Consider the following 21,088-nt stretch of genomic DNA (forward strand, 5'->3'; position numbering starts at 1 on the left):
CTGATCGTGCCGGTGGCGATGGAAGAGAAGCTGCGCTTCGCCATCCGCGAGGGCGGCCGCACCGTCGGCGCCGGCGTCGTCGCCGCCATCAACGACTGAGCCCACACCACCAGAACCTGAAGGGAGCGGCGGGGATCCGCCTCCCCGTCCTCCCTCTCAAGGCCCGAAGGTCATGAACGGTCAAAACATTCGCATTCGCCTCAAGGCGTTCGATCACCGCATCCTCGATGCGTCGACCAAGGAGATCGTCTCCACCGCCAAGCGGACCGGCGCGACGATTCGCGGCCCGATCCCGCTGCCGACGCATATCGCCAAGTTCACCGTGAACCGGTCGCCGCACATCGACAAGAAGTCGCGCGAGCAGTTCGAGATGCGCACGCATAAGCGGGTGCTCGATATCGTCGATCCGACACCGCAGACCGTGGACGCGCTGATGAAGCTCGACCTCGCCGCCGGCGTCGACGTGGAGATCAAGCTCTGACCCGCTGAGGGTTAGAGCTTACCGTTTCACCGCGCGAGGGGAGACACCTATGCGCTCAGGGGTCATTGCACAGAAGGTCGGCATGACCCGCGTCTTTACGGACGCGGGGGAGCATGTGCCGGTCACGGTGCTCAAGGTTGATCAGTGTCAGGTGGTTGCCCACCGCACGCTGGAGAAGAACGGCTACGTCGCGCTGCAGGTCGGCGTCGGCAAGGCCAAGGTCAAGAACGTCTCCGCCGCCGAGCGTGGCCGCTTCGCGGTCGCCAAGGTGGAGCCGAAGAAGAAGCTCGCCGAGTTCCGCGTGTCCGAGGACGCGCTGATCCCGGTCGGCGCCGAGATCACGGCCGATCACTTCATCCCCGGTCAGTTCGTCGACGTGACGGGCACGACCATGGGTAAGGGCTTCGCCGGCGGTATGAAGCGCTGGAACTTCGGCGGTCTGCGCGCCACCCACGGCGTGTCGATCTCGCACCGCTCGATCGGTTCGACCGGCGGTCGCCAGGATCCGGGCAAGACCTTCAAGAACAAGAAGATGCCGGGCCATCTCGGCGTCGAGCGGGTCACGACCCAGAACCTACGCGTCGTGCGCACCGATCCCGAGCGGGGCCTGATCCTGGTCGAGGGTGCGGTGCCGGGCGTGGCCGGCGGCTGGATCCAGATCCGCGATGCGGTGAAGCGCAAGCTCCCCGCCGACGTCCCGCTGCCGGGCAAGTTCCGTGAGAACGGTTCCTCCGCTCCGGCTCCCGAGGCCCCCGTGGCTGAGGAGACCGTGTGATGAAGCTCGATGTCACCACCCTCGACGGAGCCGGGGCCGGCTCGGTTGAGCTGAACGAAGAGATCTTCGGCCTGGAGCCCCGCGCCGACCTTCTGCAGCGCATGGTCCGCTGGCAGCTCGCCAAGCGGCGTGCCGGCACCCATGCGGTCCAGAATCGTTCGGACGTGAACCGGACCCGCAAGAAGCTGTACAAGCAGAAGGGCACCGGCAACGCCCGTCACGGCGCCGCCTCCGCCCCGCAGTTCCGCGGCGGTGGACGTGCCTTCGGTCCGGTCGTGCGCGACCACAGCCACGACCTTCCCAAGAAGGTCCGTGCGCTGGCCCTGCGCCACGCGCTGTCGGCCAAGGCCAAGGCCGAGACGCTGATCGTCGTTGACGACATCAAGGTCGACAACCACAAGACGAAGGGCCTCGTGGAGACCTTCGGCAAGATGGGCCTGTCGAACGCCCTGATCATCGGCGGTGCCGAGGTCGATGTGAATTTCGGTCGCGCCGCCCGCGCCATCCCGCAGATCGACGTGCTACCCGTCCAGGGCATCAACGTCTACGACATTCTGCGCCGGGAGAAGCTCGTGCTCACCAAGGCGGCGGTCGATGCGCTGGAGGAGCGCTTCAAATGAGTGCTGATCCGCGCCACTACGACATCATCGTCTCCCCGGTCATCACCGAGAAGGCGACGAACCTCACCGAACAGAACAAGGTTGTCTTCCGGGTCGCCCCGAAGGCCACCAAGCCGCAGATCAAGGAAGCGGTCGAGAAGCTGTTCGACGTCAAGGTGACGGGCGTGAACACGCTCATCACCAAGGGCAAGAAGAAGGTTTTCCGCGGGCTTCGCGGCCAGCGCTCGGATGTGAAGAAAGCGATCGTGACCCTGGCCGAAGGCCACACGATCGACGTCACCACCGGGCTCTGAGGACGGATCGAGGACGAGCCGATGGCTTTGAAGACATTCAAACCGGTCACGCCGAGCCTGCGTCAGCTCGTGCTCGTTGACCGCCGTGAGCTCTACAAGGGCAAGCCGGTAAAGTCGCTGACCGTGGGCAAGAGCTCATCGGGCGGCCGCAACAACCTGGGCCGCATCACGGTGCGGTTCCGCGGTGGTGGGCACAAGCGTTCGCTGCGTAACGTCGATTTCAAGCGGCGCGACCAGCTCAACGTGAGCGCGACGGTGGAGCGGATCGAGTACGATCCGAACCGCACCGCCTTCATCGCGCTGGTCAGCTATCCCGACGGGAAGCAGAGCTACATCCTGGCTCCCCAGCGGCTCGCCGCCGGTGACAAGGTGGTGGCCGGTGAGAACGTGGACATCAAGCCGGGCAACGCCGGCCCGATCGGCTCCATGCCGGTCGGCACGATCGTCCACAACGTCGAGCTGAAGATCGGCAAGGGCGGCGCGATCGCCCGGTCGGCCGGCAACTACGCCCAGATCGTCGGACGCGACCAGGGCTACGTGACGGTTCGCCTGAACTCGGGCGAGCAGCGTCTCGTGCACGGCCAGTGCTTCGCGAGCGTCGGTGCGGTGTCGAACCCGGACCACATGAACATCTCGCTCGGCAAGGCCGGGCGGAATCGCTGGCTCGGCAAGCGCCCGCACAACCGCGGCGTGGCGATGAACCCGGTCGACCACCCGCACGGCGGTGGTGAAGGCCGCACCTCTGGCGGCCGTAACCCGGTCACGCCGTGGGGCGTCCCCACCAAGGGCAAGAAGACCCGGTCCAACAAGCGGACCGACGTCTTCATCCTGTCCAGCCGTCATAACCGCAAGAAGTAACCACCATGGCACGCTCTCTCTGGAAGGGGCCGTTCGTCGACGGCTACCTCTTCAAGAAGGCCGAGGCGGCGCGGGGTTCCTCGCGCTCCGAGGTCATCAAGATCTGGAGCCGCCGCTCCACGATCCTGCCGCAGTTCGTCGGGCTCACCTTCGGCGTTCACAACGGCCAGAAGCACATTCCGGTCTACGTCACCGAGGAAATGGTCGGTCACAAGTTCGGCGAGTTCTCGCCGACCCGCACCTTCCCCGGCCACGCGGCCGACAAGAAGGCGAAGAGGCGCTGATATGGGCAAGCAGGCTACCCCCCGCGCGCTCCCCGAGAACGAAGCCAAGGCGGTGGCGCGCATGTTGCGCGTGTCCCCCCAGAAGCTGAACCTCGTGGCGCAGCTCATCCGCGGCAAGAAGGTCGAGACGGCGCTCGCCGATCTCCAGTTCTCCCGCAAGCGCATCGCCACCGATGTGAAGAAGTGCCTCGAAAGCGCGATCGCCAACGCCGAGAACAACCACGATCTGGATGTCGACGACCTCGTCGTCAGCCAGGCCTTCGTGGGCAAGGCGTTGGTCCTGAAGCGCTTCCACGCCCGTGCCCGCGGTCGCGGCGCGCGCATTCTGAAGCCCTTCTCGAACCTCACCATCGTGGTTCGCGAAGTCCGCGCGGCGGAAGCGGCGTGAGGAGGATCTGATGGGTCAGAAAGTCAACCCGATCGGTCTCCGGCTCGGCATCAACCGGACCTGGGACTCCCGCTGGTACGCCGGCAAGGGCGAATACGCCAAGCTCATGCATGAGGACGTCGCGATCCGCGCCGCCCTCACCAAGCAGCTCAAGCAGGCCGCGGTCTCCAAGATCGTGATCGAGCGCCCGCACCGGAAGTGCCGCGTCACCATCCACTCGGGTCGTCCGGGCGTGGTGATCGGCAAGAAGGGTGCGGACATCGAGAAGCTGCGTAAGCTCGTCGGCACGATGACCAAGGCCGACGTGACGATCAACATCGTCGAGGTGCGCAAGCCCGAGATCGACGCCACCCTGGTGGCCGACTCGATCGCCCAGCAGCTCGAGCGTCGTGTCGCCTTCCGGCGCGCCATGAAGCGCGCCGTGCAGTCGGCCATGCGCCTCGGTGCCGAGGGCATCCGGATCAACTGCTCCGGTCGTCTTGGCGGTGCCGAAATCGCCCGTCAGGAGTGGTACCGCGAGGGCCGCGTTCCGCTGCACACCCTGCGGGCGGACGTGGATTACGGGACCGCCACGGCGTTCACGACCTACGGCACCTGCGGTATCAAGGTGTGGGTGTTCAAGGGCGAGATCCTCGAGCACGATCCGATGGCCCAGGACAAGAAGGCCCAGGAAGAGGGCGGCCGCTCCGGCGGGCGCCGCGAGCGCGACGGTGAGGGTGGTCGTGACCGCCCGCGTCGCGAGCGCGAGCACGCGTGAGGTAAGCCATGCTGCAACCCAAGAAGACCAAGTTCCGTAAGCAGTTCAAGGGCCGCATCCACGGTGCGGCCAAGGGCGGCTTCGACCTGAACTTCGGGCAGTTCGGCCTGAAGGCGATGGAGCCCGAGCGCGTCACCGCCCGTCAGATCGAAGCCGCCCGCCGCGCCATCACGCGTGAGATGAAGCGTCAGGGCCGTGTCTGGATCCGGGTGTTCCCGGACGTGCCGGTCTCGACCAAACCGACCGAAGTCCGCATGGGCTCGGGCAAGGGTGCGCCGGACTTCTGGGCCGCGCGCATCCACCCCGGCCGCATCATGTTCGAGGTCGACGGCGTGGCCGCCGAGGTCGCCCGCGAGGCGTTGCGCCTCGGCGCGGCGAAGCTGCCGGTGCGTACGCGCATCATCACGCGCATCGCCGACTAAGGAGATCGCACGTGAAGACCACCCAACGCCACTCCGATCTGAAGGCGCTGTCGCCTGATCAGCTCGCCGATGAGCTGCTCAACCTGAAGAAGGAGCAGTTCAACCTGCGCTTCCAGGGTGCCACCGGGCAGCTCGAGAACGTTGCGCGCATCCGTGAGGTGCGTCGCGACATCGCCCGTGTGCGCACGCTGCAGCGTCAGAAGACGCTCGCGGCCGCCAAGGCTTGAGGAGAAGACCATGCCGAAGCGCGTCCTGCAGGGCGTCGTCGTCAGCGACAAGGGCGAGAAGACCGTCGTCGTGAAGGTGGAGCGTCGCTTCACCCACCCGGTGATGAAGAAGACCGTCCGCCGCTCGAAGAACTACCATGCGCACGACGAGGCCAATGCGGCCAAGGTCGGGCAGACGGTGTTCATCGAGGAATGCCGCCCCTTCTCCAAGCTCAAGACCTGGAAACTGGTCGAGGGCGAGGCTGCTCCGGCAGCCGAATCGGGCGAAGCCGCCTGAGGTGCGGTCGGGCGTTTCGTCCGGCCTCGCTCACTCTCAGTCAGTCATCACGGCGAAGCGATCCTGCTCGGGATCGCTTCGCCGTTTTGCGTCCTGATGATGGGTTCGTGGTTGTCGATTGCGGGGCACCACGTCGTCCCTCGGCGTGATGGTCTGACCGAATAGGCCACGCCATCCGGCCCACCCTGTCATCCTGAGGTGCTCACCCTCGGCGGGCGTCGGGGGAGGGGGGCTGAGGCCACGCGGCCGACCAGTGAGCCTCCTCCAAGGCGGCTCATGCCACACCGTGATGTCGGAGCCGACGAGGCCCCTCGTCTCCGTCATTGCGAGCGCAGCGAAGCAATCCAGGGACGCACGCCGTCCTGAAGCGTCCCGCTACCCTGGATTGCTTCGCTCCGCTCGCAATGACGGGGTGGATGGCGACGAGCTCAGTCATGCGGACTGCGTTGTCCCGGCAGACGGCCGGGATAAGGGCTCGGGCTGGAACGGACGGCCGGAGTCGGCGCGCCCGGCTCGAAACGAAGACGGCCCCGGATCATCTCCGGGGCCGTGTATCGAAGTGGGTTCGTTCCCCGCCTCAGCAGGCGGGTGAGATCAGGCTTCGCCCGGATCGAGGTCGTCCTCGGTCGGCTTGGCGTTCTCCAGGATGCGCTCGGCCACGAGGCCCGAGTTCTGGCGGATCATGCCCTCGATCTTGGCGGCGACCTCCGGGTTGTCCCTCAGGAAGCCCTTCGAGTTCTCGCGACCCTGGCCGAGGCGCTGGCTGTCGTGGGAGAACCACGCCCCCGACTTCTCGACGATTCCGGCCTTCACCCCGAGGTCGATCAGCTCGCCGACCTTCGAGATGCCCTCGCCGAACATGATGTCGAACTCGACCTGCTTGAAGGGCGGCGCCACCTTGTTCTTCACCACCTTCACGCGGACTTGGTTGCCGATGGCCTCGTCTCGCTCCTTGATCGTGGAGATGCGGCGGATGTCGAGGCGCACGGAGGCGTAGAACTTCAGGGCGTTGCCGCCGGTGGTGGTCTCCGGCGACCCGTACATCACGCCGATCTTCATGCGGATCTGGTTGATGAAGATGACCATGCAGTTCGAGCGCGAGATCGAGCCCGTCAGCTTGCGCAGGGCCTGGCTCATCAGGCGGGCCTGGAGACCCGGCTGGCTCTCGCCCATCTCGCCCTCGATCTCGGCGCGCGGCGTCAGCGCCGCCACCGAATCGACCACCAGCACGTCGATGGCGCCGGAGCGCACCAGCGTGTCGGTGATCTCCAGGGCCTGCTCGCCGGTGTCCGGCTGGGAGATCAGCAGGTCATCGAGGTTCACGCCGAGCTTGCGGGCATAGACCGGATCGAGGGCGTGCTCGGCATCCACGAAGGCGCAGACGCCGCCCTTCTTCTGGGCCTCGGCGATGGTGTGCAGGGCGAGCGTCGTCTTGCCCGACGATTCCGGTCCGTAGACCTCGATCACCCGGCCTCTGGGCAGGCCGCCGACGCCCAACGCGATGTCGAGCCCCAGGGAGCCGGTTGAGATCGTCTCGACCTCCTGCACCTTGTCGTTCTTGCCCAACCGCATGATCGAGCCTTTGCCGAAGGCCCGCTCGATCTGCGACAGCGCGGCGTCGATGGCCTTCGACTTGTCCTTGTCCACGGGCGGCATGTTCGCGACTTTCACAGCGGGCTGGGCCATCTGGCGAGGCTCCTTATGGAGAGGTAGGGCGCCGATCACAACGCGCCCGCATCGGTCATTCCGTACTTGATTTGTTCTCGTCGGGCAAGGGCGAAGGGGTGGTGGGGTGGTGGGGCTGACCGGGGGTTGAGGGGGTGAAGTGGTGTTCGTGCGGAGGTCGGTACTTCCTCCATCGTTCCGGGGTTCGCCGGAGGCGAGAGCCCGGAATCCAGACGCGCCGGCAGCCGGTATCCCGCGACGCTGGCGCTTCGTTCCGGTGCGCTGAGGGTCTGGGTTCCGGGCTCCGCTGCGCGGCCCCGGAGTGACGGTGGGGGGAGTCCCCAAAAAAGTTACTTCACAACGATCCAGTCCTCCACGACCAGCGCGTCGAGGCCGGTGGTGTAGAACATGAGGATCGCGTCCTCCGCGGTGTGGAGGATCGGCTTGCCCATCACGTTGAAGCTGGTGTTGAGCAGCACCGGCACGCCGGTCAGGTCGCGGAATGCCGCGATCAGGGCGGCGTAGGCCGGGTTCCGGGCGGCGGTCACCGTCTGGAGACGGCCGGTCCCGTCCTCGTGGACGACGGCGGGCACCCGGTCACGGACGCTCTCCTTCCAGACCAGCGTGCGCTCCATGTAGGGGCTGTCCGCGAAATCCTCGAACCAGTCGGGTCCCGCTTCGGCCAGGATCGACGGGGCGAAGGGCCGGAACGCCTCCCGGTACTTCACCTTGGCGTTCAGGGCGTCCTTGGCGCCCGCCGGCCGCGGGTCGGCCAGGATCGAGCGGTTGCCGAGGGAGCGGGGACCGAACTCCGCCTGACCCTGAACCCAGCCGACGAGGCCGCCCGCGGCGAGGATGCGTGCCGCCTCCTGGGTCACGGCGCCGTGGCCGAGCCTGCGCGCCCGGGGCTCATGCTCGGCGAGGCGCTCCATCGCCCCCGTCGAGACCCTTGCGCCGAGATAGGGCGTGAGGGGCCGCGCCGATTCCGGCGGGCCGGTCCAGTCCGGGTTGTCCTCGTGGAACGCGAGCCACGCGGCGCCCACGGCGTTGCCGTCGTCGGCTGGGGCCGAGGGGACGTGGAGCTGCGTGAACGGCGAGCGGCCGAGCACCCGGCCGTTATAGGAGGAGTTGAGGGCGCAGCCGCCCGCGATCACGAGGTTGTCGGAGGGCGCCAGGGCGTGGGCTTCGGCGACCAGGGCGTCCATCAGCGTGCCGAACAGGTCTTGCCCGCAGCGGGCGAGGTCGGCCCAGCCGTTCTCCATCGCGTCCGCCGGCCGCCGGGCGAGGAGGTCCGCGGCGACGGCGCGGATCGTGTCCGCATCGGCGAAGCGCAGGCGTGTCCCCTCGATCCGGCAGAGCCGGGCGAGGGTCGCGGCGAGCTCCGGGTCGGGGCGACCATAGGGGGCGAGCCCCATGATCTTCCATTCCTCGCCCTTCACCTGATCGAACCCGGCGAGGTCGGTGATGAGGCCGTAGAGGAACCCCAGCGAGCCGCGCCCCCGGTGGCGCTTCACCTCCGTGATCCGCCCGTCCGCGAGGCGGTAGATCGCCGAGGCGCCGGTCTCGCCCATGCCGTCGACGACGAGGGCCGTGGCCTGGGTGAAGGGGCTACCCCAGAGGCCGTAGGCGGCGTGGCAGAGGTGGTGCGGATAGCGCCGCTGCCCGGTGACCCGCGCCCGGGGAGAACCGCCCCCGGTGCGGACGTCCTGGGAGAGGGCCAGGAGGGTGCCGAGCCCCGCCCGCGCCTGGGCGAGGTGGAGGTCGGCGATGAACACCCGTTCGGCCTGCTCGGGCACAAAGGAGGCGTTCAGGTCCACGGAATGCCCGGCCAGCGTCGGCAGGTCGAAGGTCCCGGCCTGGGCCTGCCCCCGGAGGAAGTCGCTGAATTGCGGCCCCCAGGTCGAGGCGACGACGATCTCGGAGCCGGGCGGGACGTGCTCGCGCAGCAGGGGGGCGATCCGCGCCGGGGCATCGGGCTCGCAATTGGGCGCCCGCTTGTATTGCAGGAAGCGCTCCGTCGCCTCGGCGAAGAGGAGCGTGCCGTCCGGCCCCACCAGGGCGAGGGCCGGATCGTGGAAGGTGGTCGCCAGACCGAGATAGAACCGCATCCCCACCGGGTTAGCCCGCACCGGCCATGCGATCAACGGCGTCCCTCACCTCCCGCTGCGCTCGCCGTCATCGCGCGCGCAGCGACGCAACCGAGGGACACGCCATATTCGTCAAAGTCGGCCTCCGCCCCGGGATTGCTTCGCGTGCGCTCGCAAAGACGGGGTGGGGCACCGGGGCGCCCCCGATCGCCTGCGGACGACCCTCAGGACGTCCGGCCCAGGGCGGCGCGGATCAGGGTGAGGCCGTCGGGGCTCGCCCAGTCCGCCCCGCCCTTCATCACGCCGATGGTGCAGCCGGCGCCATCGATGAGCAGCGTCGTGGGCAGCCCGGCCGAATCGGCGTGGTGCTGGACCACCGGAAGCACCCGGCCGGCGGGGTCGGCGTAGAAGGGCAGGTGCGCGATCCCCGCCTGTTTCAGCCATTGCGGCGGCTTGTCGAGGTTGCGGGTATCGACGTTGATCGCCACCACCGCGAAGTCCGGGCCGCCCAGGGCGCCCTGGAGACGGTCGAGGGCGGGCATCTCGGCCTTGCACGGGGCGCACCACGTCGCCCACAGGTTCACCAGCAGCAGCCGGCCCTTCAGGGCGGCGAGGCTCGTCTCGGCCCCGTCCGGCCCCTTGAAGGCGATATCGGGGGCGGGTTTGGCCTGCTTGGGGGCCTGCATGGCCGCCACCTCGCCCCGGGCGGCGGCGTCGATGCGGGCGAGGGCGGGGGCCGAGCCGGCGCAGGGCCCGGAGGCCACCCCCCCGTTGCCGCCCCCGAGACCGCTCCCGTATAGGGCAAACCCGGCAAGGCCGAGGGCGGCGAGCCCGGCGCCCGCAGCGAGACCTTTGCGGACGGGCATCAGGCTTGCCTCTGTGGAACGGCGCGGCGCGGAAGGATCGACATGAGCAACCGGATGTGGGGCGGGCGCTTCGCGAGCGGACCCGCGGAGATCATGGAGGAGATCAACGCCTCCATCGGGTTCGACAAGCGGCTCGCGCCCCAGGACATCCGCGGCTCGCTGGCGCATGTCGCGATGCTCGGGGCGGCGGGCATCCTGCCTGCCGACGATGTGGCGGCGATCGAGGCCGGGCTCAAGTCCATCCGCGACGAGATCGAGGCCGGCACCTTCGTGTTCAAGCGCGAGCTGGAGGACATCCACATGTCCGTGGAGAGCCGGCTGACGGAGATCGTCGGGCCCGGGGCCGGGCGCCTGCACACGGCGCGCTCGCGCAACGACCAGGTCGCCACCGACATGAAGCTGTGGGTGCGCGACACCCTCGATTCCCTCGACGCCCAGGCCGCCGACCTGCAGCGGGCGCTCGCCGACAAGGCGCTGGCCCATGCGGGCACGGTGATGCCGGGCTTCACGCACCTGCAATCGGCCCAGCCGGTGACCTTCGGCCACCATTGCCTCGCCTATGTGGAGATGCTGGCCCGCGACCGGGGCCGGTTCCGGGATGCGCGGGCGCGGCTCAACGAGTGCCCCCTCGGCGCGGCGGCGCTGGCCGGCACCTCCTTCCCCATCGACCGGCACGCCACGGCGGCGGCGCTGGGCTTCGACCGGCCGACCGCCAACTCGCTCGACTCCGTCGCCGACCGGGATTTCGCCCTGGAAGCGCTGGCCGCCGCCTCGATCTGCGCCGTCCACCTCTCGCGCTTTGCGGAGGAGCTGGTGGTGTGGACCTCGGCCCAGTTCGGCTTCGTGCGGCTCTCGGACGGGTACACGACCGGCTCCTCGATCATGCCGCAAAAGCGCAACCCCGACGCCGCCGAGCTGGTGCGGGCCAAGGCCGGGCGGATCGTCGGCGCGCTGACCGGCCTGCTCATCGTGATGAAGGGGCTGCCGCTCGCCTATTCGAAGGACATGCAGGAGGACAAGGAGGGCACCTTCGACGCCCTCCAGGCCCTGTCCCTCTGCCTCGCGGCGATGACCGGCATGGTCAGGGACCTGGAGCCGGTGGCCGAGACCCTCGCCCGGGCGGCGGGCTCCGGCTTCAGCACCGCCACCGACCTCGCGGACTGGCTGGTGCGCGAACTCGGCATGCCCTTCCGGCAGGCGCACCACGTCACCGGCCGCCTCGTCGGCGTGGCGGCGGCCAAGGGCGTCGGGCTGGAGGCCCTGTCGCTCGCCGAGATGCAGGAGGCCGAGCCGAAGATCACCGATGCCGTCTACGCGGTGCTTGGTGTCGAGAATTCCGTGGCGAGCCGGACGAGCTACGGCGGCACCGCCCCCGACAACGTCCGGCGGCAGGCGGGCGCGTGGATCGCGCGGCTGGAGGGTGAATCACGGTGAAATGATGCGCCGCAACCGCCGGGCCGTTCGCGCGTTCACAGTCTAGCTAGGTGCGCTGCGCTACGGGGACCGTCGCCCGACCGGAGAGACCGTACAGCATGTCGATCGAGAGCTGGATGAAGCCCGAGGACGCGGCGGAACTGGCAGCCCATGCCTCCGCGATGATCGATGCCGCCCTGGTGGGCACCGACCTGTCGCGGGAGGTCTTCTGGGCGGCGGTCCGCAAGGGCTACAACACCCCCTACAACGATCCGCCCCGGCGGCGGCCCGCCCCCGTGGCGGCCCTCGCCGAGGAGACCGTGACGGTGCGGGTGGAGGAGGTCGCCCCCGTGGTCGTCGCCCCGGCGGCGATGGCGGCCGAGCTCCGCGTGGGCTGAGGACGGCGTCTGCCCGGGATTCAGTCCACGGCGCTCGTCGCCGCCCGCCTTGCTGTCGTCCCAAGCGAGGTTCATTACTCATTTCCTAACGGCACAGCTCGTTTCGGCTGACGCTCGCAGGGAATGAATATGGTCCGCGTCTCCCATCTGGTTCCGGTCGGCATCATCGCGCTTCTGGCCTGTGCCGCGCCGCCGGACCCGATGGCGGGCCGCCTGTTCGGGGCGGGCGCGGCCCAGGCGCAGGATGCGGAGGCCCCCGCCGACACGGCCCCCTCCCGGCGCTCGCGCCATGCCGCCCGCCGGAGCAGCCGGAAGAGCGAGCGCAGCGCCATGTCGCCCCCGGGGATGCAGCAGGCCGTGCCGGTGGCGATCTTCGGCGGCTGGAACGTCTTCGTGAACGGCGACGGCCCCACCCGCATCTGCTACGCCATCGCCCAGCCGCAGAGCCGCTCCCCCAAGACGCTGAAGCGCGACAGCGCCTACCTCTTCGTCACCGTCCGGAAGGCGGAGAACGTCGCCAACGAGGTGGCGGTGATGCTGGGCTTCCCGCCGAAGCCCGCCGCCGCCCAGATCAAGGCCGGCACCCCCGCGGCCCCCACCGACCCGAGCCTGAGCCTCGGCGCATCCCGCTACGGGCTCGTCGTCAAGGACGGCAACGCGTGGCTCCAGAACCCCACGGAAGAATCGCGGGTCGTCACCGAGATGAGCGGCCGTTCGCCCAAGCTCACGATCAAGACCACGTCGCTGCGCGGCAATCCGACGAGCGACGAGTACGAGCTGGCCGGCTTCGCGGACGCGATCAAGCGGGCCCGCGACGAGTGCGCCAGATAGGTTTCGTGCACCCGCAGGGGCGGGCGCACGGCGGCTGAGCCGGGGCGCCGCGCCGGCCGATCACACCGCCACCGGGCGCGGGGCCTTGCGCGCGCCGGGCCGGGTCAGCTCGCGGACGGCCCGGGCCGCCTGCTCCGGGCTGCGGAACAGCTGGCCGTCCAGGCCGTCGAAATCCCGCGACGCCGAAAAGAACCGCACGCCCTTTTCCTCGGGGACGGCGATGCCTGCGGCCACCTCGCCGATCTCGATGACCCGCGCCAGGGCGGGCCCGGGCGGGAAGGGCGGAGGCGGCTCTGCGGCCGGAAGGGCGGTGCTGGGCTGATCCACGGGCGTGACGAGCGTGAGTGAAGGGGGCATCGGACGAGCGACTCCCAGGGCCGGCGCAAGAGCCGTGCCCGATTGCGGTGACGGGCCGGTGACTTCCGAAACGAACGGAGAAACCGCTAGCGTCGACAGCGTGCGAGGGGAGAATTCGGTGTGCGATGCGGGACGGGCAGAACAGTCACATTGTCCTCCTGACCGAAGGACCGCGAGGCATTCGTGAGCACTCGCAGTGCTTTAGCGTTTGGTGACGCGGCGCAAGCGACGCTCATCAAATCACCGCGGCCGACGAATGCCTCGTCGGCCCGGTAAAGATGCTCCCTGGGGCGGCGAACGTCAACGGAATTGTCTTCCGCTTTCGGGACGGAATCGAGTGGAACTGTCACGTTCCAAGCATCGCGGGCGGGAACACAACTCTCAGATGCGAATCTAACTTATGATGACTTTAGACAGGTTCGAATAGTCGGAGAAGATGGTGGCGGCACCGGCCCGGAGCAAGTCCGCCCCCGCCGGATCGTGGCCCCAGTGGCCGCCGCCGGTGAAGCCGACGACGCGCATGCCCGCGGCCACGGCGGCGGTCACGCCGGGGACGCTGTCCTCGATGACGAGGCACGCGTCGGGGGCGGTGCCCATCCGTTCGGCGGCGAAGAGGAACAGGTCGGGATACGGCTTGCCCCGCGCGACCTGCGCCGAGGAGAAGACGTGGCCTGAGAACAGGGGCAGCAGGCCGGTCAGGGTCAGCGAGTGCCGCAGCCGCACCGGATCGCTGCTGGAGGCGACGCAGCAGGGTATGTCCAGCGCCCGGATCGCCCCGGCGACGCCCCGCATCGCCTTCAACTCCCGGTCGAAGGTGGCCAGGGTCTCGGCCTTCACGTCGTCCACGAAGCCCGGCGGGGCGGGGACGCCGTAGTCCCGCTCGATATGCCCCATGATCGAGACCATGGAGGTGCCGGCGAAGCGGTCCCGGACGGTGTCGAGGTCGATGGAAACGCCGATGCGGTTGAGGCCCGCCGTGAGGCAGGCGAGGCTCAGGGGCTCGCTGTCCACGAGCACGCCGTCGCAGTCGAAGATGACGAGGGCCGGTGCCGTCTCTGCCATGCCCGCCATCGTTCCCCCGTGCCGGAGGGGGGCCCTCCGCGGGCCGGGCTGTGGCACGGGGCCCGCCGGCCCGCAACCGCTTGCACCCGCCCGCCGCAGCCCGTAGGCGGAATGCCGCGCCGCCCCGGCGCGGTTCGATGACCCGGTGATGCTCCGTTTCCTCGCCCGCCTGCTCGGCCTGCTGTCGATGGCCGGCGGCTTCGTCGCCCTGGTCTATGACGGCGCCCGCTCCATCGCGAATAACGGCCTGCGGATCACCTCCGTGTCGGACGTGATCGTCTCGTTGTTCAAGGACAAGGCCGGGGCACTTCAGACGGGGGTCGAGGGGGCGGCGCCCTGGCTGTGGCACGTGCTGGGCCTGCCCCTCACCCTGGCGCCGGCCTCCGTCGTCGGCCTCGCCCTCGGGGCGTTCCTGCTCTGGCTCGGGCAGCCCGGCCGCGAGCCCATCGGCTTCCTCACCCGGCCCTGAGGGGCGGGGGGATCAGAGGCCCTGGGCGGCGAGCTTCGCCTCGGCCGCGGCGAGCCTGACCTTCAGCGCGGCGATCTCGCTCTCCAGCCGATGGTGCTCGGAGACATCGAGCTGCGAGGCGAAGAAGTAGACGACCCGCCCCTGTTCGTCGCGCACCGGGCCGACATAGAGGGCGTTGTGGAAGGTCGAGCCGTCCTTCCGGTAGTTCAGGATATCGATCTTGATATCGACTTCGTCGCGGACCGCGCTGCGGATCCGGTCCACGGCAGCGGGGTCGGTGTCGGGTCCCTGGAGGAACCGGCAGTTGCGCCCGGCCACTTCCAGGCGCGTGTAGCCCGTCAGCTGCAGGAACGCGTCGTTGGCGAAGACGATCGGGTTGTCGAACTGGCGCGGGTCGGTGACGATCATCGGCATCCGCGTCGCCCGCACCGCGGCCGAGAACGGATCGCCCAACACCGCCTCGGCTTCGAGGATGTCGCGCTGACGATTGCCGGCCTGATCCGTCCCCAAAGCCCATGTCCCCGGATCTATGCGGCGCCGTGCGGCCGCTTTCACTGCCCAGGCAGACGGATGCACGACAAGTCCACCCGCGCCATGACTTTCGTCGATGCGGCGAGGATGCACCTGCACTCGGCTTCCGCAGCGCGGGTTGCCTTCCCATATTGAACGCAGTCCAATCAATCCCATGGGGCGAGCGATGTTCCTGTTTCGCAAGAAGGCCGAAATGCCCGGTGCGGCCGATGCCCTCCCCGGCAGGCCGACGCCGCTGCCCACCGCCGAGCGGCACTACGTGAACGGCAATCCCCTGAAGGGGCCATATCCCGACGGCACCGAGACGGTGGTGCTGGGGCTCGGCTGCTTCTGGGGGGCGGAGCGGCGTTTCTGGCAAATGCCGGAGGGCGTGTTCGTGACGGCGGTCGGCTACGCGGGCGGGTACACCCCGAACCCGACCTACGAGGAGGTCTGCTCCGGCCAGACCGGCCATAACGAGGTGGTGCTCGTGGCCTTCGATCCCGCCGTGCTGCCCCTCGAATCCCTGCTGCGCACCTTCTTCGAGAGCCACAACCCGACCCAGGGCATGCGCCAGGGCAACGACATGGGCACGCAGTACCGCTCGGGCATCTACACCGACGGCGATGCCCAGGCGCGGACAGCCGAGGCCGTGCGCACGGCCTATGCCGGGGCGCTGCGCGAGAAGGGGTTCCCGGAGGTGACCACCGAGATCAAGCCGCTCGAGACGTTCTACTTCGCCGAGGCCTACCATCAGCAGTACCTCGCCAAGAATCCCGGCGGCTATTGCGGCCTCGGCGGCACCGGCGTGAGCTGCCCCGTGGGTGTCGGCGTCCCCGCCTGAGGCCAGCGGGCGCCGTTCTCAGGCGGCGCCCTTCGGCGCCACCGTCTTCATCACCCCCGTAGCGCTCGCCACGGGGGTGCCCTGCGCGTCCCGGATGGTGGCCTCGCAGAACAGTACCGAGCGCCCGCCCCGCGTCACCCGTCCCTCCGCCTCCAGGGTGCCCCGGCCGGGGTTGAGGAAGCGGGTCTGCATGTCGAGGGTGACGACGGGGCCGCCCGCCGCCAAGCGGGCGGCGGTGCCCATGGCCACATCGAGCAGCGTGCACAGGATGCCGCCATGGGCGATGCCGAGGTTGTTGGCATGGTCCGGCCCGAGGACGAGGCGGAGGCGGGTGCGCCCCTCCGTGACGTCCAACGCTTCGATCCCGCAGTACCGCACGAACGGAATCTGCGCTCCGAACACCGTTCCGGACTCCCAGTCGCCCATCGGCGCCACCTTTCCCATCGCCCCCGGAGCCCATTCCCCGGACCGCACAAGACACATTTGTGCAGTGCAGGCATACAAAATATGGCAAGTTTAAACCGATAGTTGTTGGGCTCCGTACTGCTCCCGGGAGGCCTAACGAAAGCGTGAGGCGACAGCTAGCGGACTCACGAGGCCTTCACCGGGTGCTTCGGCTTTGAAAAGCCCTTCTGGACGACTGGCGTTGGATCGTTCGCGAATAATCACGACAGATTTCTATGGGTTTGTGCAAAATTGTCTTCTCATGTCTCTTGATTTTGGCACGCAAACGTTAGAACCGTCGCTGAAGCCCCAAGGAGAGGGAATCAACGATGGACGATACGGCAGCAGTCCCCTACGAGAGCTTGATCGAGCAAGCGTCGGATATCGTATCCGCTTACGTCTCGAATAATTCAGTACCGGTCGGGGAACTGCCGGCGCTTCTGGCTGGCGTGCACGAAGCGCTCCTGAAGCTCGCCCTTCCCGCGCCGGCGGCGCCCGAGGTGGCGGACAAGCCGACTCCGGCTCAGATCCGCAAGTCGATCACGCCGGATGCACTGATTTCCTTCATCGACGGCAAGCCCTACAAGACGCTGAAGCGTCACCTGTCACGCAACGGGCTGACGATCGAGCAGTATCGCGAGCGGTACGGCCTGCCGCGGGATTACCCGTCGACGGCGGCGAGCTACTCGGCGCAGCGCTCGGAACTCGCCCGCAGCCTCGGCCTCGGCCAGCAGCGCCGCAAGTCCGCCGCGGCGAGCGAGGCCGCGACCCCGGCGCCGGCTGCGGCCAGCGAGGGCGCCGAGAAGCCCAAGCGCGCCGCCCGTCCGCGCAAGTCGAAGGAGCCGGCCTAGTCGCCGTGCGGCCCTTCCACGGGGAGGGCACAGGGCGGGGGCGGCATCGCGCCCCTGCTGTTCCAGGAACGAAGACGCCTTGAAAGGTGCGGGCCCATCCGGGCCGGCACCTTTTGTCGTTGAGGAGCCGGTCCCGAGGCCTCAGCGCGAGTTCCCGCCGCCGCCACCGCCGCCACTGCCGTTCGGCACCGCGAGTTCGGGCCGGCCGGCATTGCCCCCTGCGGCGGAGTTCGATGTGTAGGTCTCTGCGCCCGTGGCGCCGCGGGGGATCGTCACGTTCAGGTCGCCGCCCGTGTTGTTGCGGCTGTAGATGGCGAACCCGCCGGGCGGGGGCGCGATGCCGGGCGGGAGGGGCTGGGCCAGAAGCCCGGTCGTCGCCACCGGCAGCATGACCAGGGATGCGGCCAGGGACAATCCGGTCTTGGTCATCGTCGTCTCCATTGCGTCTTTCCTCTGAGATGGTGGCCTGCCGCGGCGGACGGTAGGGCGGCGGATGCGCCGTGTCTCAGGCGAAATCGGCGATGTCGTCGGCCACGTCGCCGGCGTCGCGGTCGAGGCGGGCCTGCTCCTCGGCGGAGGGACCCTCCGTCTTCGGCGCCGTCGCCTTCTCTCCATCGCCGTCCCGCGCGGGAGCGTCGGCCTCCCCAGGGCCGGTTCCGGTGTTCTTCGACGTTTTGCCCATCGGGATTGTCCCTTGCGCGAGGCCACGATGCCCCGTCAAAGCCGACGGGTGCGGCGACGTTCCGTCGGGCGGGGGCTCGTGCGCGCAGCGCCCGTTCCCATCTGTCGCTTCGGGACGATGGACAGTCCGGAGGCGAGGTTGGGCCAGCGCTATGGGCTTGAGATCCGCGCCGCGTCGGGTGCGGACGCGGCCGGCATCGCGGCCCTGATGACGGATCTCGGCCTCGGCAAGGTCGAGCCGGGGGACCTCACAGGGCGCCTCGACGCCGCCCTCCGGGCCGGTGGGGGCGTGCTCATCGCCCTGGAATGGGGGCCGCCGAGCGGCCTCATCGCCCTCCAGACCGTGCAGGACATGATGGCGGCGCGGCCGGCGGGGTTCGTCAGCACCCTCGCCGTGGCGCCCGACGCCCGGCGCCGGGGGATCGGGCGGCTGCTGGTGAAGGCCGCGTCCCGGTCGGCCCGCCTCGCCGGATGCGACCGCCTCCTGCTCGCCCCCGATCCCGCCGCGCCGGGCCTCGCGGCCTTCGCGGCGGCCACGGGCTTCCTGCCGGAAAACGGCCTCCTCGCGCGCCCGCTCCTGCGCCGGGGGGCGGCGGCGGACTGAGGTTTCGGCGCGATAGGGTGGGGATAAACGCCGTTTTGCTGGGGACGGTCCCAGGCTGGTGCAGGTCGACCGGGGTGCCGCTTAAAGGTCGATTCACGCCGCTGGCTTAGGTTCGGCTAACGGTACTTCTGCGTAAACCGGTCCCTGATGCCTGCATCCGATGCGCTGCCGGACCTTTCCGGGCTCCTCGAATTATCGAGGATCGAACAGCTTGATCTCAAGCCAGTGATCCTGCGCGTGCAGACGGACCTCTTCCTGCGCGCACCGCGCCGAGACCGGTCCGCCCTTGAGACATTCACTTCGTTGGCCTGCGGCCTGATCCCGACGGTCGATCAGGAGACCGTCCGCATCGTCGCCGAAAAGCTCGCGGTCCATCCGGAGACGCCCCCGGCGGTGCTGGAAGCCCTGGCCGCCCGGAGCGCATCCCTCCAGGCGACGATCCTCGCGGGCGGTGCACCCGCCGCCGAGGGGCCCGGCGCCGAGACCGCGGCGGACGAGGCCCCCCTTCCCGCGATGCTGACGGCGCGCCTGGCCTCGCTGCCGGCCCTGCGCCGGGAGGCCATCGAGGACCTGTCCAGCGACGGGCGGGCGGAGGTCGATCTGGCGCTGGCCCTGAACCACGGGATCACCCTCGCCGGAGCGCCCTTGCGCCGGCTGGTGGAGCGGGCGCGCCGGTTCGGCGACCTCGCCCGGGTCGTCCTCGCCCGCCCCGACGTGACGGCGGCGGACCTCACGCCGCTCTATCTCCACGCCGATCCGGCCCGGCGGGAATCGATCGTCCGCGCGGTCGAGGCGACGGCCGGGCTCCGGCCGTGCCCGCCGGTGCCCCGCGGTCTCGGCGCCGCCCTGACCGCTCTGTCCACCGACCGGGACGTCCCCGCCTTCGTGGCGACCCTCGCGGAATCCCTCGGCCTGCCGGCCGATTTCATCACGGCCGTGGACGAGGCCGACGCTCGCTACGACCTCCTGACCCTGGCCATCCGTGCGGCGGGCCTGCACGAGGACGAGGCCGTCTACGTGTTCCTGACGCTCAACCAGGGTGTCGCCCGCTCGGCGCAACGGGTGGCGAGCCTCGTGGCGGTGTTCCGCTCCCTCGGGCGCGCCGCCGCCCGCGACCTGCTCATGGCGGTGCTGGACATGCCCCTGGCCGAGCGGGCGCCGGGCCTGCACCGGCCCCATCACGGGCCGGAGGCCTCGTTCCGCCACAGCGCCGAGTCCGCTGCCCCGCAGCGGGTGCCCCTGCCGACGCGGACCCGGCAGGACGCCAACCGCTAGCGCGGGTTCTGGAAAAACCTGGATCGTGAAGCCCGACGCGCGCTCCTCCCCGCCCATCTCGGGCTCGCCCGGGAGGAGCGGGAGGTGGGATGGGTCAGGGGGCACCGCCGAGCCTTCTCCGGCACCACCCCCACCCCTCCCCCTCCCCACAGGGGGGAGGGGACCCGCACCGGGACGCGGGGACGCCTGATCCAAGGTTCGCGGAAGACGCGCTAGTTCTTCCTGAGATACATCTGCCAGAGACCGGCCCCGGCGAAGACGGTGAGCTGGTCGTAGAAGATTTTGACGAAGGCATCGATGGCGGGCTTCGGCGTCTGGTTGACGTGCCCTCCCTTCGCCAGGGGATCGTTCCAGAGGTAGTCGTCGAAGATCAGGATGCCGCCCCGCTTCAGGAGGCGGAAGGCCCCGGCGGCATCGAGGAAGACATCCTTCGCCTCGTGCGATCCATCGACATAGATCCAGTCGAAGCTCTCGCTTTCCCCCTCGTGGATGAGGCTCGCCATCGCGCGGAACGAGTCGGACTTGATCTTGCGCAGCTGCACCGGATTTTCGGCCTTGCGCACGGCGATGGCCACGTTGGCGTCGAACCGGGCCTCGTGGGTCGGGTCGACCCGCTCATCGAACAGGATCGCCCCCGCCCAGCTGTCGATACAGGTGATCTCGATGGGGGATCGGTCCGCGAACAGGCGGATCATCGCGCTGGTCGAGTAGCCCTCGAAGGACCCGACTTCGAGAATCTTCCGGGGGCTCTCGGTGACAGTCCTGATCCGGTCCCATATCTCGAAGATGCTGATCCCGACATGGCGTCCGTCCCAAGTATGGGAGAAAATGGGTTCGTCCGCCGTCATGGAAAGCGTATCCAGCCTCGATCACCGTCGATGGGACGACGTTTAGGCGGCGGATTCGCCCGGAACAACACGAAAACGCAAAGTCTTCGTCTGCTGCAATCAACGATTGTTATTGGCAGAAAGATTCGCGGAAGACTTGTCGATCTCCGCCGCGCTCAGTGCCGCTCAACACCCCGCCACGCGGGCGTGCGGTCGGCGTCGTTGAGCGTATCCCGGGACGCGGCCATGATTTCCGGCGCGCCCGCCCGCCGGCTGAGCTCCGCCATCAGGCCCCGGGCGAGGACATCGCGCATCACCCGCTCGCGGGTCTCCGCCGGAACGGCCGCGGCCACGGCCGGGACCACCGCCCCGGGGGAGGGGAGGGTGACGAGCCTGCGCATCTCCGCCGCGGGATCGCCACCGCCGCGCGTGAGCGCGAGATAGGAGAGCGCGCCGACGACCAGGACGACGCGCAGGATGAAGTACATCGGGCGCCCCTTTCATGAACCCCGCGCGGACAAT

30 protein-coding genes and 1 pseudogene are annotated in these 21,088 nt (G+C 69.1%); 20 read left to right on the top strand and 11 right to left on the bottom strand.

The annotated features are described in order from the left end of the window. From MKK53_RS18705 to rpsQ, 12 genes and pseudogenes are all read left to right on the top strand, one after another. Window positions 1-99: pseudogene (locus MKK53_RS18705) on the top strand (elongation factor Tu); the annotation flags it as partial. A gap of 73 nt (window positions 100-172) precedes the next feature. After that, entirely contained in the window at window positions 173-481 is a 309-nt protein-coding gene (rpsJ, locus tag MKK53_RS18710) for a 30S ribosomal protein S10 (RefSeq protein ID WP_007569268.1), read from the top strand. A 49-nt stretch (window positions 482-530) separates the two neighbouring features. Further along, window positions 531-1,256 (top strand): 50S ribosomal protein L3, encoded by a 726-nt coding sequence (gene rplC, locus MKK53_RS18715; protein WP_243930217.1) that lies wholly within the window; start codon window positions 531-533, stop codon window positions 1,254-1,256. Beyond that, window positions 1,256-1,876 carry a 50S ribosomal protein L4 gene (gene rplD / locus MKK53_RS18720; RefSeq protein WP_243930218.1) on the top strand — a complete coding sequence of 207 codons (621 nt, stop codon included), beginning with the start codon at window positions 1,256-1,258 and terminating at the stop codon, window positions 1,874-1,876. Before rplC ends, rplD begins: the two co-directional genes overlap by 1 nt. Further along, window positions 1,873-2,169, top strand: a complete 297-nt coding sequence (locus MKK53_RS18725; RefSeq protein ID WP_238206644.1) for a 50S ribosomal protein L23 — start codon at window positions 1,873-1,875, stop codon at window positions 2,167-2,169. Before rplD ends, MKK53_RS18725 begins: the two co-directional genes overlap by 4 nt. A 21-nt stretch (window positions 2,170-2,190) precedes the next feature. Then, on the top strand, window positions 2,191-3,027 hold the full coding sequence (rplB, locus tag MKK53_RS18730; protein ID WP_243930219.1) for a 50S ribosomal protein L2: 837 nt from the start codon (window positions 2,191-2,193) through the stop codon (window positions 3,025-3,027). A 5-nt stretch (window positions 3,028-3,032) separates the two neighbouring features. Continuing rightward, window positions 3,033-3,311: a 30S ribosomal protein S19 gene (gene rpsS, locus MKK53_RS18735; protein ID WP_012319190.1), complete on the top strand. Its 279-nt coding sequence runs from the start codon at window positions 3,033-3,035 to the stop codon at window positions 3,309-3,311. A gap of 1 nt (window position 3,312) precedes the next feature. Continuing rightward, window positions 3,313-3,699: a 50S ribosomal protein L22 gene (rplV, locus tag MKK53_RS18740; protein WP_238206638.1), complete on the top strand. Its 387-nt coding sequence runs from the start codon at window positions 3,313-3,315 to the stop codon at window positions 3,697-3,699. Window positions 3,700-3,709: 10 nt separating this feature from the next. Next, entirely contained in the window at window positions 3,710-4,456 is a 747-nt protein-coding gene (gene rpsC / locus MKK53_RS18745) for a 30S ribosomal protein S3 (RefSeq protein WP_243930220.1), read from the top strand. Window positions 4,457-4,464: 8 nt separating this feature from the next. Further along, a complete protein-coding gene (gene rplP, locus MKK53_RS18750; protein WP_243930221.1) occupies window positions 4,465-4,878 on the top strand; it encodes a 50S ribosomal protein L16 in 414 nt (137 codons plus the stop codon). Window positions 4,879-4,889: 11 nt separating this feature from the next. Beyond that, window positions 4,890-5,105, top strand: coding sequence for a 50S ribosomal protein L29 (rpmC, locus tag MKK53_RS18755; RefSeq protein WP_243930222.1), 216 nt, complete (start codon window positions 4,890-4,892; stop codon window positions 5,103-5,105). Window positions 5,106-5,115: 10 nt separating this feature from the next. Next, entirely contained in the window at window positions 5,116-5,382 is a 267-nt protein-coding gene (rpsQ, locus tag MKK53_RS18760) for a 30S ribosomal protein S17 (RefSeq protein WP_243930223.1), read from the top strand. Between the two features lie 594 nt (window positions 5,383-5,976). Here the strand turns inward: rpsQ and recA are convergent. The 3 genes from recA to tlpA all read right to left on the bottom strand — a co-directional run bounded on the left by recA (window position 5,977) and on the right by tlpA (window position 10,000). Then, the gene (gene recA, locus MKK53_RS18765; RefSeq protein ID WP_243930328.1) at window positions 5,977-7,038 is read right to left on the bottom strand and encodes a recombinase RecA; all 1,062 of its coding nucleotides are present in this window, start codon (window positions 7,036-7,038) and stop codon (window positions 5,977-5,979) included. 359 nt (window positions 7,039-7,397) lie between these two features. Then, window positions 7,398-9,155 (bottom strand): carbamoyltransferase, encoded by a 1,758-nt coding sequence (locus MKK53_RS18770; protein ID WP_243930330.1) that lies wholly within the window; start codon window positions 9,153-9,155, stop codon window positions 7,398-7,400. Window positions 9,156-9,358: 203 nt separating this feature from the next. After that, entirely contained in the window at window positions 9,359-10,000 is a 642-nt protein-coding gene (gene tlpA / locus MKK53_RS18775) for a thiol:disulfide interchange protein TlpA (RefSeq protein ID WP_243930224.1), read from the bottom strand. Between the two features lie 42 nt (window positions 10,001-10,042). Here tlpA and argH point away from each other — a divergent pair, with 42 nt between their 5' ends. The 3 genes from argH (at window position 10,043) to MKK53_RS18790 (ending at window position 12,642) form a co-directional block, all read left to right on the top strand. Further along, a complete protein-coding gene (argH, locus tag MKK53_RS18780; RefSeq protein WP_243930225.1) occupies window positions 10,043-11,434 on the top strand; it encodes an argininosuccinate lyase in 1,392 nt (463 codons plus the stop codon). Window positions 11,435-11,532: 98 nt separating this feature from the next. Continuing rightward, window positions 11,533-11,811, top strand: a complete 279-nt coding sequence (locus MKK53_RS18785; protein ID WP_243930226.1) for a hypothetical protein — start codon at window positions 11,533-11,535, stop codon at window positions 11,809-11,811. 129 nt (window positions 11,812-11,940) lie between these two features. Beyond that, window positions 11,941-12,642: an invasion associated locus b family protein gene (locus MKK53_RS18790; protein WP_243930227.1), complete on the top strand. Its 702-nt coding sequence runs from the start codon at window positions 11,941-11,943 to the stop codon at window positions 12,640-12,642. 60 nt (window positions 12,643-12,702) lie between these two features. Here MKK53_RS18790 and MKK53_RS18795 read toward each other — a convergent pair whose 3' ends face one another. Together MKK53_RS18795 and MKK53_RS18800 are read right to left on the bottom strand one after the other, a co-directional pair. Beyond that, window positions 12,703-12,999: a hypothetical protein gene (locus tag MKK53_RS18795; protein ID WP_243930228.1), complete on the bottom strand. Its 297-nt coding sequence runs from the start codon at window positions 12,997-12,999 to the stop codon at window positions 12,703-12,705. 393 nt (window positions 13,000-13,392) lie between these two features. After that, window positions 13,393-14,061 (bottom strand): HAD family hydrolase, encoded by a 669-nt coding sequence (locus tag MKK53_RS18800; RefSeq protein ID WP_243930229.1) that lies wholly within the window; start codon window positions 14,059-14,061, stop codon window positions 13,393-13,395. Window positions 14,062-14,209: 148 nt separating this feature from the next. On the opposite strand from MKK53_RS18800, the gene MKK53_RS18805 reads away from it, so the two are divergent. Next, window positions 14,210-14,530 (top strand): PetM family of cytochrome b6f complex subunit 7, encoded by a 321-nt coding sequence (locus MKK53_RS18805; protein ID WP_243930230.1) that lies wholly within the window; start codon window positions 14,210-14,212, stop codon window positions 14,528-14,530. A 12-nt stretch (window positions 14,531-14,542) separates the two neighbouring features. Here the strand turns inward: MKK53_RS18805 and MKK53_RS18810 are convergent, their stop codons facing one another. After that, window positions 14,543-15,040, bottom strand: coding sequence for a PAS domain-containing protein (locus tag MKK53_RS18810; protein WP_279599140.1), 498 nt, complete (start codon window positions 15,038-15,040; stop codon window positions 14,543-14,545). 187 nt (window positions 15,041-15,227) lie between these two features. Between MKK53_RS18810 and msrA the strand changes: the two genes are divergently transcribed. After that, entirely contained in the window at window positions 15,228-15,884 is a 657-nt protein-coding gene (gene msrA / locus MKK53_RS18815; protein WP_243930231.1) for a peptide-methionine (S)-S-oxide reductase MsrA, read from the top strand. An 18-nt stretch (window positions 15,885-15,902) separates the two neighbouring features. Here the strand turns inward: msrA and MKK53_RS18820 are convergent, their stop codons facing one another. Next, window positions 15,903-16,310: a PaaI family thioesterase gene (locus MKK53_RS18820; protein ID WP_243930232.1), complete on the bottom strand. Its 408-nt coding sequence runs from the start codon at window positions 16,308-16,310 to the stop codon at window positions 15,903-15,905. Window positions 16,311-16,657: 347 nt separating this feature from the next. On the opposite strand from MKK53_RS18820, the gene MKK53_RS18825 reads away from it, so the two are divergent. Then, window positions 16,658-17,179, top strand: coding sequence for a MucR family transcriptional regulator (locus MKK53_RS18825; protein WP_243930233.1), 522 nt, complete (start codon window positions 16,658-16,660; stop codon window positions 17,177-17,179). A 141-nt stretch (window positions 17,180-17,320) separates the two neighbouring features. Here MKK53_RS18825 and MKK53_RS18830 read toward each other — a convergent pair whose 3' ends face one another. Both MKK53_RS18830 and MKK53_RS18835 read right to left on the bottom strand, forming a co-directional pair. Next, entirely contained in the window at window positions 17,321-17,608 is a 288-nt protein-coding gene (locus MKK53_RS18830; RefSeq protein WP_243930234.1) for a hypothetical protein, read from the bottom strand. Window positions 17,609-17,684: 76 nt separating this feature from the next. After that, window positions 17,685-17,861: a hypothetical protein gene (locus MKK53_RS18835; RefSeq protein WP_243930235.1), complete on the bottom strand. Its 177-nt coding sequence runs from the start codon at window positions 17,859-17,861 to the stop codon at window positions 17,685-17,687. 138 nt (window positions 17,862-17,999) lie between these two features. Between MKK53_RS18835 and MKK53_RS18840 the strand changes: the two genes are divergently transcribed. Then, entirely contained in the window at window positions 18,000-18,464 is a 465-nt protein-coding gene (locus MKK53_RS18840; RefSeq protein WP_243930236.1) for a GNAT family N-acetyltransferase, read from the top strand. Window positions 18,465-18,701: 237 nt separating this feature from the next. Continuing rightward, a complete protein-coding gene (locus tag MKK53_RS18845; protein WP_243930237.1) occupies window positions 18,702-19,739 on the top strand; it encodes a hypothetical protein in 1,038 nt (345 codons plus the stop codon). 212 nt (window positions 19,740-19,951) lie between these two features. Here the strand turns inward: MKK53_RS18845 and MKK53_RS18850 are convergent, their stop codons facing one another. Together MKK53_RS18850 and MKK53_RS18855 are read right to left on the bottom strand one after the other, a co-directional pair. After that, window positions 19,952-20,587, bottom strand: a complete 636-nt coding sequence (locus MKK53_RS18850) for a class I SAM-dependent methyltransferase (RefSeq protein ID WP_243930238.1) — start codon at window positions 20,585-20,587, stop codon at window positions 19,952-19,954. A gap of 155 nt (window positions 20,588-20,742) precedes the next feature. Continuing rightward, entirely contained in the window at window positions 20,743-21,054 is a 312-nt protein-coding gene (locus MKK53_RS18855) for a hypothetical protein (protein WP_243930239.1), read from the bottom strand. Between the last annotated feature and the right edge of the window lie 34 nt (window positions 21,055-21,088).

The sequence above is a fragment of the Methylobacterium sp. J-076 genome (assembly GCF_022829405.1).
Classification (GTDB): Bacteria; Pseudomonadota; Alphaproteobacteria; order Rhizobiales; family Beijerinckiaceae; genus Methylobacterium.

Excerpts from the sequence above, each read along its gene's own strand:
- rpsJ (WP_007569268.1), top strand. The coding sequence starts at position 173 with ATGAACGGTCAAAACATTCGCATTCGCCTCAAGGCGTTCGATCACCGC.
- rplC (WP_243930217.1), top strand. The coding sequence starts at position 531 with ATGCGCTCAGGGGTCATTGCACAGAAGGTCGGCATGACCCGCGTCTTT.
- rplD (WP_243930218.1), top strand. The coding sequence starts at position 1,256 with ATGAAGCTCGATGTCACCACCCTCGACGGAGCCGGGGCCGGCTCGGTT.
- MKK53_RS18725 (WP_238206644.1), top strand. The coding sequence starts at position 1,873 with ATGAGTGCTGATCCGCGCCACTACGACATCATCGTCTCCCCGGTCATC.
- rplB (WP_243930219.1), top strand. The coding sequence starts at position 2,191 with ATGGCTTTGAAGACATTCAAACCGGTCACGCCGAGCCTGCGTCAGCTC.
- rpsS (WP_012319190.1), top strand. The coding sequence starts at position 3,033 with ATGGCACGCTCTCTCTGGAAGGGGCCGTTCGTCGACGGCTACCTCTTC.
- rplV (WP_238206638.1), top strand. The coding sequence starts at position 3,313 with ATGGGCAAGCAGGCTACCCCCCGCGCGCTCCCCGAGAACGAAGCCAAG.
- rpsC (WP_243930220.1), top strand. The coding sequence starts at position 3,710 with ATGGGTCAGAAAGTCAACCCGATCGGTCTCCGGCTCGGCATCAACCGG.
- rplP (WP_243930221.1), top strand. The coding sequence starts at position 4,465 with ATGCTGCAACCCAAGAAGACCAAGTTCCGTAAGCAGTTCAAGGGCCGC.
- rpsQ (WP_243930223.1), top strand. The coding sequence starts at position 5,116 with ATGCCGAAGCGCGTCCTGCAGGGCGTCGTCGTCAGCGACAAGGGCGAG.
- recA (WP_243930328.1), bottom strand. The coding sequence starts at position 7,038 with ATGCCGCCCGTGGACAAGGACAAGTCGAAGGCCATCGACGCCGCGCTG.
- MKK53_RS18770 (WP_243930330.1), bottom strand. The coding sequence starts at position 9,155 with ATGCGGTTCTATCTCGGTCTGGCGACCACCTTCCACGATCCGGCCCTC.
- tlpA (WP_243930224.1), bottom strand. The coding sequence starts at position 10,000 with ATGCCCGTCCGCAAAGGTCTCGCTGCGGGCGCCGGGCTCGCCGCCCTC.
- argH (WP_243930225.1), top strand. The coding sequence starts at position 10,043 with ATGAGCAACCGGATGTGGGGCGGGCGCTTCGCGAGCGGACCCGCGGAG.
- MKK53_RS18785 (WP_243930226.1), top strand. The coding sequence starts at position 11,533 with ATGTCGATCGAGAGCTGGATGAAGCCCGAGGACGCGGCGGAACTGGCA.
- MKK53_RS18790 (WP_243930227.1), top strand. The coding sequence starts at position 11,941 with ATGGTCCGCGTCTCCCATCTGGTTCCGGTCGGCATCATCGCGCTTCTG.
- MKK53_RS18795 (WP_243930228.1), bottom strand. The coding sequence starts at position 12,999 with ATGCCCCCTTCACTCACGCTCGTCACGCCCGTGGATCAGCCCAGCACC.
- MKK53_RS18800 (WP_243930229.1), bottom strand. The coding sequence starts at position 14,061 with ATGGCAGAGACGGCACCGGCCCTCGTCATCTTCGACTGCGACGGCGTG.
- MKK53_RS18805 (WP_243930230.1), top strand. The coding sequence starts at position 14,210 with ATGCTCCGTTTCCTCGCCCGCCTGCTCGGCCTGCTGTCGATGGCCGGC.
- msrA (WP_243930231.1), top strand. The coding sequence starts at position 15,228 with ATGTTCCTGTTTCGCAAGAAGGCCGAAATGCCCGGTGCGGCCGATGCC.
- MKK53_RS18820 (WP_243930232.1), bottom strand. The coding sequence starts at position 16,310 with ATGGGCGACTGGGAGTCCGGAACGGTGTTCGGAGCGCAGATTCCGTTC.
- MKK53_RS18825 (WP_243930233.1), top strand. The coding sequence starts at position 16,658 with ATGGACGATACGGCAGCAGTCCCCTACGAGAGCTTGATCGAGCAAGCG.
- MKK53_RS18830 (WP_243930234.1), bottom strand. The coding sequence starts at position 17,608 with ATGACCAAGACCGGATTGTCCCTGGCCGCATCCCTGGTCATGCTGCCG.
- MKK53_RS18835 (WP_243930235.1), bottom strand. The coding sequence starts at position 17,861 with ATGGGCAAAACGTCGAAGAACACCGGAACCGGCCCTGGGGAGGCCGAC.
- MKK53_RS18850 (WP_243930238.1), bottom strand. The coding sequence starts at position 20,587 with ATGACGGCGGACGAACCCATTTTCTCCCATACTTGGGACGGACGCCAT.
- MKK53_RS18855 (WP_243930239.1), bottom strand. The coding sequence starts at position 21,054 with ATGTACTTCATCCTGCGCGTCGTCCTGGTCGTCGGCGCGCTCTCCTAT.